The organism is Arthrobacter sp. GAS37 (assembly GCF_044908325.1).
GTDB classification, from domain to species: domain Bacteria; phylum Actinomycetota; class Actinomycetes; order Actinomycetales; family Micrococcaceae; genus Arthrobacter; species Arthrobacter ramosus.
Genome location: NZ_JBIYDB010000009.1, coordinates 134,457 through 142,033, shown reverse-complemented (window position 1 = coordinate 142,033; position 7,577 = coordinate 134,457). Strand labels below are relative to the sequence as shown.

The window sequence follows — 7,577 nt, the reverse complement described above, 5'->3', positions numbered from 1 at the left end:
GGCACTTCACCGAGGCAACGAAACCACCCATCCGGAGGTTTTCAAATGAGGCAACGTATTACTCTTCCCGGAGGTATTGCAATGAGGCAACAGGGTCGGCCCTGAGGAGCGTGCAATAGTCCGTCTTGGCACACCCCCGCACAAGAGAGGAATACGCCGTGGAGTCAGAAGGCGTCAGACGGTCACTTCGACAGTGGCCAGATTCTTCTTCCCGCGGCGCAACAAAAGGTACCGGCCGTGAAGCAGTTCCGCCTGGTCGATCACGGCGTCGGGGTCGGTCACCTTGCTGTTGTTCACGTAGGCGCCGCCCTCCCCCACCGTGCGTCGGGCAGCGGACTTGCTCTCGGAGAGTCCGGAAGCAACCAGGAGGTCGACGATGCCCAGGCCGTCCGCGCCGATCGAGGCAGACGGCAGCTCGGCCGTTGCGGACGCCAAGGTCACTTCGTCCAGAACCGAGAGATCGCCATTGCCGAACAGCGCAGCCGAAGCAGCGATCACCTTTTCCGTCGCATCGACTCCGTGCACCAGCGAAGTGACTTCGTAGGCGAGCCTGCGCTGGCCCTCGCGGGCGAACGGGCGCTCGGCAACAGCGGCTCCAAGTTCCTCAATCTCGGCGCGGCTAAGGAAAGTGAAGACCTTGAGGCGGTCAACGACGTCGGCATCCGCGGTGTTGAGCCAGAACTGGTAGAAGGCGTAGGGGCTGCACATGTGGGCGTCCAGCCAAATGGCGTTGCCTTCGCTCTTACCGAACTTGGTGCCGTCCGAGTTGGTAATGAGGGGTGTGCCCAGGGCGTGGACAACCTTGCCGTCGACCTTGCGGATGAGCTCCGTGCCACTCGTGAGGTTGCCCCACTGGTCCGAGCCGCCGGTCTGCAGCACGCAACCGTAGTCGCGGTTGAGCTGGAGGTAATCCATGCCCTGCAGGATCTGGTAGCTGAACTCGGTGTAGCTGATGCCCTCATCGGAGCTGAGGCGGGAGGCAACGGCATCCTTGCGGAGCATGGTACCCACGCGGAAGTGTTTGCCGATTTCGCGCAGGAAATCGATGGCACTCAGGGGCGCGGTCCAGTCAAGGTTGTTCACCATGCGTGCCGCATTGTCCCCCTCGAAGCTGAGGAAGCGGCGGACCTGGGCCTGAAGGTAGCCAACCCACTCCGAAACGGTGTCCTTGGTGTTCAAGGTGCGTTCCGCCGTCGGGCGCGGATCGCCGATCAGGCCGGTGGAGCCGCCCACCAGGCCGAGCGGCTTGTGGCCGGCCAACTGCAGGCGGCGCATGAGCAGGAGCTGGACAAGGTTGCCAAGGTGCAGGGACGGAGCCGTGGGGTCGAAGCCACAGTAATACGTGATCGGGTCCCCGCCGAGCAGCTTTTCCAATTCCGTTTCATCAGTGGAAACGTGGATAAGGCCGCGCCATTTGAGCTCTTGCCAGATATTGGCAAAGCCCGGGTCGTTGTGCTGGGACTCGAGGTTGTTTACATGTGACACGAGTTCTAAGTTAGCAGGATTGCCGTAGGGCTTGCTTGCATGGCTCAGCGCTCGATACCCGCAGGCAACGGTGCGGCGGTGATGAGGCGCAGCCGCTGCGTCGGACGGGTCATGGCGACGTAGAGATCGCCCACCTTCCCGTGTTCGTGGTTCAGCATGGCAGCAGGCTCAAGAACAACGACGCCATCGAACTCGAGGCCCTTGGCTTCCTTGGGGCTGATGACCACGATGTCCTGGGAGTAGCTGCCCGCTCCGGTGCCCACGCGGTGGCCATACACGCCACGGAGGGCGGCTGCAGCCCGAGGCAGGAGGGCGCCGTCGGCGATCACGGCGAGGAGGCCGCCGTCGATCGCTTCCAGTTCTTCCGGAAGGACCTCGACGAGCCGGTCCACCATCCCCGCTTCGTCGACGCGGTCCACGATGGGCGACCATTTGCCTTCACGCACGGCTTTGGGAGCCGAGACAACCAGCCCTGCGCGGTTCGCCATACGGACTGCCGCTTCGGCGATCTGCGAGGGGGTGCGGTAGTTGACGGTGAGCTCTTCGAGCTGCCAGCGGTCCCCGAACGACGGCGCGAGGGCACTTTGCCAGGAATTCGCGCCGGCAGAGGAACTCGTCTGGGCGATATCGCCGACGATCGTGAAGGACTTCAACGGGCAGCGGCGGACCAAAAGCCGCCACTGCATGGGCGAGAGTTCCTGGGCTTCGTCAACCACAATGTGTCCGAACGCCCACGAACGGTCGCTCGTGGCCCGTTCTGCCGCTGTCAGTCGCGTTTCGCGTTCCTGGTTCTGGTCCGCCAGTTCCTCGGCCGTCATCAACACGTCGACGCCCATGGCCTCCATGTTGACCAGGGTCTGCTTGGCGTTGGCGATGTCGCGGGCACGGTCGTGCTCTTGCTGTGCCAGTCCCCTGCCCGCGGCAGGATCCAGCTCGCCGAGGAGCTCAGCCGCCTCGTCGAGCAGCGGAACATCGGCTTCCGTCCACGGCGCATCCGCGGGGCGGAGCAAGAGGGCACGCTGCGCCGGTGTGAGGTGCGGGGTGCAGGCTTCCAGGATGGCCGGCTTGCTGAAAAGCTCGGAAACGAGCTTCTCGGGCGTCATGGGCATCCAGCACAGGTTCAGGACGATCCTGACATCGCGTGCCGAGCGGACGTCTTCGGCGAGGTAGGAACGGTCGGCATTGTTGCCGATGTTCGATTCCTCGACGATCTCGGTCAGCTGCTCCGTGAGTTCGCGCAGCAGGATCTTCACGAACGTCACGCGTGCTTCGTTGTGCGGCTTGCCTGTGGCGCGTGCCCTGTCCCGGGCGCGGCGGACTTGCCGCACGGACAGCGTGAGCTTGCGGGAATCGACCTCGAGGATGCGGTCCTCGGCGGGAGTCCGCTGCCGGTTGGCCACGGCATTGGCAATGACCTCTGCCATGTTCAGCTTGCCCTTGAGCGCTGCGACGTCGGGATCCGCCTCCGGAACGGCATGGATACCCGGCATGAGGCGGCCCAGGCTCGCCATGACGACGCCGGTCTCGCCGAGGGAAGGCAGGACCCGCTCGATGTAGTGCATGAACGACGACGAAGGCCCAACGAGCAGCACGCCCGCGGACTTCAGGCGGTCACGGTGGGTGTACAGCAGGTAGGCGGCGCGGTGGAGCGCGACGGCCGTCTTGCCGGTACCGGGACCGCCTTGGACAACCAAGGCGCCCGACATGGACGAACGGATGATCCGGTCCTGCTCGGACTGGATGGTGCCGACGATGTCCGACATGCGGCCGGTGCGCTTGGAATTCAGGGCGGCAAGGAGTGCGCCCTCACCCTGGAGCGAGGCGTTGTCCGCCAGCATGCTGGCATCCAGGACATCGTCTTCGATCGCCTTGACCTCGCGGCCTTGCAGGATCAGGTGACGACGACGGCGGACGCCCTGCCGGTCGAAGGCGGTCGCCTGGTAGAAGTGGCCGGCTTCCGGGGCGCGCCAGTCGACCATAAGCCGCTGGAGATCCGCCGTGGACAGTCCGATGCGCCCGATGTACTGCGCCTCTCCGGTGTCCAGGTCAAGGCGCCCGAACACGAGACGGTCGTCGACGGCGTCGAGCTGGGCGAGGCGGTCCTCGTACAGTGCCGCGAAGGCGTCCCTTTCGGAAACGTTCTGCATCGTGCCCACCGCTCCGGCGCGCCGGACCTGCGCCAACTGTTGGCGCTTTTCCTCCCGCAGCTCATCCAGGCGCGAGTAGAGACCGGCCACGTACTCCCGCTCGTGGATCAAATCAGCGTCGTGCATCGAAACGTTCCCCTATCGAAAAAGACGGACCGTCCATTCTACAGCGGTTTTGCTTGACGCGTGTGAAACTGCCCGCACGCCGGTGCGTCACACAATGTTCACCCTGCGCTAACCTCCTGAGCTTTTCCATCCGCACCCAGTGGTGCTTCAATGCTGCAATGCAGCACGACGTTGCCCTTACGCGACACGGCATCAGCCTGGTCCCACTCTCCTCCGCACATGCCGGTCCGCTCTTCGATTTTGTGGACTCCGGGATGTGGTCCGGCATGGCCGCTGAGCAGCCTTTGAGCGCCGCGGAACTGGCCGAACTCTTCGCGGCCCGCCTCGAAGATCCGGCAACCATTCCGTTCGCCGTCGTCGAGCAGCGGACTGGAGCCCTGCTCGGAACCTCCTCCCTGTGCGAGTACAGTCCCCGCCAGCAGCGCTTGGAAATCGGCGGCACTTTTTACGGGCGCCCGTTCTGGGGTAGCCATGTGAATCCGGCCGCGAAGCAACTGCTGCTGGCCTACTCCTTCGATGTGCTGCACGTCCACCGGGTTGCGTTCCGCTGCGATGCCCGCAATACGCGCAGCGCCTCGGCCATTCAGCGGCTCGGGGCCAGCTACGAGGGCACGCTCCGCGGGCACCGCTTCGCTCCTGACGGCAGCCGTTGCGATACCGCCGTTTTCTCGATCCTGCGCGACGAATGGCCCCACGTGCGCGAGTCCTTGCTTGGCCGCCTGGCGCCCTTCGAAGTGCCCGACAACCACTGTGCGTATGTCGCCGAACCGACCCGCACCGAACACGCCGCTTGAGGATTCCGCCGAGAGCTTTAGACGGCGCGGCTGCGGCCCGGCTTGTAGCGGGACACCGTAGGGTCCCCGTCGAGCCAAAACCGCCACGGGTAGTCGGCGGAACCGCCGTCGCCGGATACTCCTACGCGGAGACCGCTCGCGACCGCTGATGGGGCCGCCGGCGTGACCGGAAGTTCGAGGCCGAACGGCTCAGCCAGGGCATCGCGGCCGCTGTCCGCCGTGGTCAGCCCCATAGCGGAGGCAAGCCGGGCGGGCCCGCTGGCGAGGTCGGTCAGCGACTTCGACGCCGGACGGCGGGACTGTGCCAGGGCTTGCCCGGCTACCACCTCCCCTGCCCGCAACAGCAGCGCGGACGCAACGCCGTCGGGACCGCAGACAATGTTGGCGCAATAGTGCATGCCATACGTGAAGTAGACGTACAGGTGGCCGGCCGGACCGAACATGGGTGCGTTCCGGGCGGTGGGGCCGCCAAAGGTATGGGAGCCAGGATCGGGATGGGCCGAGCCCCGCGGACCCAGATACGCTTCCACCTCGCTGAGCCGCACGGACACCGTGCCCTCAGGAGTCCGGTGGCTCAGCACGGCGCCGAGGAGCAAAGGGGCAACGTCCCGCGGATCTCCGGAAAGAATGGCCCGGATGGCCTCCGTGGATTGGCTCTGCGTTGTCATGCCCAGACCCTAGCAAAAACCGCCAACTGGATCCGCCGCCGGCAATGTCCGATTTCCGCTAGGAAGAGCCTGCCGATGCTGAAAGGATGAAGCCATGGACTTTTGGCAACGCTACCGTGCCATCGATGCGCGGGATCCCCGGTTCGACGGCCAGTTCTTCACCGCCGTCCGCTCGACGGGCATCTACTGCCGGCCGTCGTGCCCGGCACGGACACCCAAGGCCGAAAACGTGACGTTCTACGAAACCTCGGCCGCGGCGCACGAGGCCGGGTACAGAGCGTGCAAACGATGCCTCCCGGAGGCGGTTCCGGGCACGCCTGCTTGGAACCTCCGCTCGGACGCCGCCGGCAGGGCGATGCGGCTCATCAACGACGGCGCGATTTCCCGGGTGGGCGTCGAAGGACTCGCGACCAGGCTGGGCTACTCTTCCCGCCAGCTCAACAGGATCCTCAGCCACGAACTCGGTGCCGGGCCGCTGTCCTTGGCGCGGGCCAGCCGTGCGCAGACGGCCAGGACGCTCTTGGTCTCGACCTCGATGAAACTCTCGGACGTGGCGTTCGCTTCCGGGTTCAACAGTGTCCGCCAGTTCAACGACACCATCAACGAAGTCTTCGCCCTGACTCCTACAGCGCTCCGGGCCACCGCGAAGCCCTTGGGCCATCACGGCAGGCAGGGCGAGGCGACGTCCCTGACGCTCACGCTCCCGCACCGGGAGCCTTTCGACACGGGGATTTTCGATTTCCTCGCGGCCCGCGCGGTTCCCGGCGTCGAGCTGGCGAACTCCAGCAGCTATACGCGAACCCTCCGCTTGCCCCACGGCAATGCGGCGTTCACGGTGGAGTACGACGCCGGGGCGCGCGGCGGCGCGCTGACCCTCGCCGCCAGCACCCTGGATCTCCACGATCTTCCCGTGCTCCTAAGCCGGGTGCGGCGATTGTTCGATCTCGACGCCGATCCCGTCGCCGTGGACGAGGCGTTGGCCTCCGATGCCAGGCTCGGCCCATCAGTTGGCGATACGCCCGGGATCAGGGTCCCCGGCGCCGTGGATCCCCAGGAGCTCCTCGTCCGCGCGATAATCGGCCAGCAAATCACAGTAGCCGCCGCCCGCACGGCGTTGACCCAACTTTCCGACGCTGGAACCCGCCTGCCGGAAGGGCACGCAGGACACGCACTGGGCCTGGATCGTCTGTTTCCCACGGCCGAGGAGATCGCCCACTCGGGCTGGGAACTACTGAGGGGCCCACAGCGCCGCATAGACTCCGTGCTGGCCGCAGCAGCAGCCATGGCCGGCGGGGAGCTCGACTTTGACTACGGCGATGACCGCCACACGCTGGCGGACAAGCTGTTGCCGCTGCCCGGCGTCGGACCGTGGACCGTGGGCTACGTGGCGATGAGGGTCATCGGCGATCCGGACGTTTTCCTTGCCAACGATGCCGCGGTTCGGAACGGCCTCAAGAACCTAGCGGCCGCGGAAGGCCTGCCTGCCGACTTCCGGAACGTCAGCCCGTGGCGTTCCTACGCCACGATGCACCTGTGGCGGGCAGCGGCAAGCAAACGCGGCAGCGCTAATGCGCCGCGGGAACGCTCGATGGCCACGGGAGAAGTTCCGGCAAGTCAACACCGTCCGCGTCGGCAGAGGCCCGCAGGCTCCCCAGGTTAGGCGTCCGCCCGGCGAGCCAGGCCGCGATATCCGTGATCATGCCGTTGATCGCGACGGACTGCCGGCCCGATCCGATGACGAGCTGCGGAAGCCCCAAAGGCTGAAGCACGAATTTCTGGTCCGTCGGAACACGGGCCGAGAGGAAATCGAAGAGATGCTCGCAGAATTGCCGGCTCCAGGTCTCCGGGCCGCGGCCTGTTCCCAGATCCGAGACGTGGATGACCAGCTCGCGCCAAAGGGCCAAACCGCCGTCAAGCACTGTTCCATCCCGGTAGCTGATCCGGGTGTTCCAGCCGGACTCCACGAGTCCGTCGAAGGCCCTCAGAACCCGGGTCAGGGCCGCGTCCGTGGCGGCACGGTGTTCAGCGTGGCTGTGGCTCGCCGCCAGCTCAATGGCCTTCGTACGGCCCTCGTAGCCGCCGTCGTAGATGTCGATGGTCTCGCCGCGGGCGGCGTATTCCAGCTGGCGGGCCATGGCGTTCGAGATGCCGGCAATGTGAGCCAGCACGTGGCCGCGGGTCCACCCGGGCAGCTCGGAGGGAGCTGCAACATCGGCGTCGTCGAGTTTGGCGACGACGTCGGTGACAGTGCCGGCTGCTTTGTGGAGCTCGGCAAGAAGCGCTGAGGTAGTGATCTCGGTCATAGCGCCATAGTATCCGACAGAGTTAACGCATGTTAACGAGGATTAACTGACACC

Annotated in this window: 6 protein-coding genes; 2 read left to right on the top strand and 4 right to left on the bottom strand. The window is 65.6% G+C overall.

Annotated elements, in window-relative coordinates; genetic code table 11:
* Positions 1 to 174: 174 nt before the first annotated feature.
* Both tyrS and ABH924_RS10425 read right to left on the bottom strand, forming a co-directional pair.
* Positions 175 to 1,485: a tyrosine--tRNA ligase gene (gene tyrS / locus ABH924_RS10430; RefSeq protein ID WP_234753169.1), complete on the bottom strand. Its 1,311-nt coding sequence runs from the start codon at positions 1,483 to 1,485 to the stop codon at positions 175 to 177.
* 44 nt (positions 1,486 to 1,529) lie between these two features.
* The gene (locus tag ABH924_RS10425) at positions 1,530 to 3,758 is read right to left on the bottom strand and encodes an AAA family ATPase (RefSeq protein WP_404498587.1); all 2,229 of its coding nucleotides are present in this window, start codon (positions 3,756 to 3,758) and stop codon (positions 1,530 to 1,532) included.
* Positions 3,759 to 3,916: 158 nt separating this feature from the next.
* Between ABH924_RS10425 and ABH924_RS10420 the strand changes: the two genes are divergently transcribed.
* Complete coding sequence (locus ABH924_RS10420; protein WP_404498585.1) at positions 3,917 to 4,552, top strand: GNAT family N-acetyltransferase; 636 nt, start codon at positions 3,917 to 3,919, stop codon at positions 4,550 to 4,552.
* Between the two features lie 17 nt (positions 4,553 to 4,569).
* On the opposite strand, the gene ABH924_RS10415 is transcribed toward ABH924_RS10420, so the two are convergent.
* The gene (locus ABH924_RS10415) at positions 4,570 to 5,220 is read right to left on the bottom strand and encodes a DNA-3-methyladenine glycosylase (RefSeq protein WP_404498583.1); all 651 of its coding nucleotides are present in this window, start codon (positions 5,218 to 5,220) and stop codon (positions 4,570 to 4,572) included.
* A 94-nt stretch (positions 5,221 to 5,314) separates the two neighbouring features.
* Between ABH924_RS10415 and ABH924_RS10410 the strand changes: the two genes are divergently transcribed.
* A complete protein-coding gene (locus ABH924_RS10410) occupies positions 5,315 to 6,880 on the top strand; it encodes an AlkA N-terminal domain-containing protein (RefSeq protein WP_404498581.1) in 1,566 nt (521 codons plus the stop codon).
* Here ABH924_RS10410 and ABH924_RS10405 read toward each other — a convergent pair.
* Entirely contained in the window at positions 6,786 to 7,523 is a 738-nt protein-coding gene (locus ABH924_RS10405) for a maleylpyruvate isomerase family mycothiol-dependent enzyme (RefSeq protein ID WP_404498579.1), read from the bottom strand. The two genes, ABH924_RS10410 and ABH924_RS10405, sit on opposite strands and share 95 nt — an antisense overlap.
* Positions 7,524 to 7,577 lie beyond the last annotated feature (54 nt).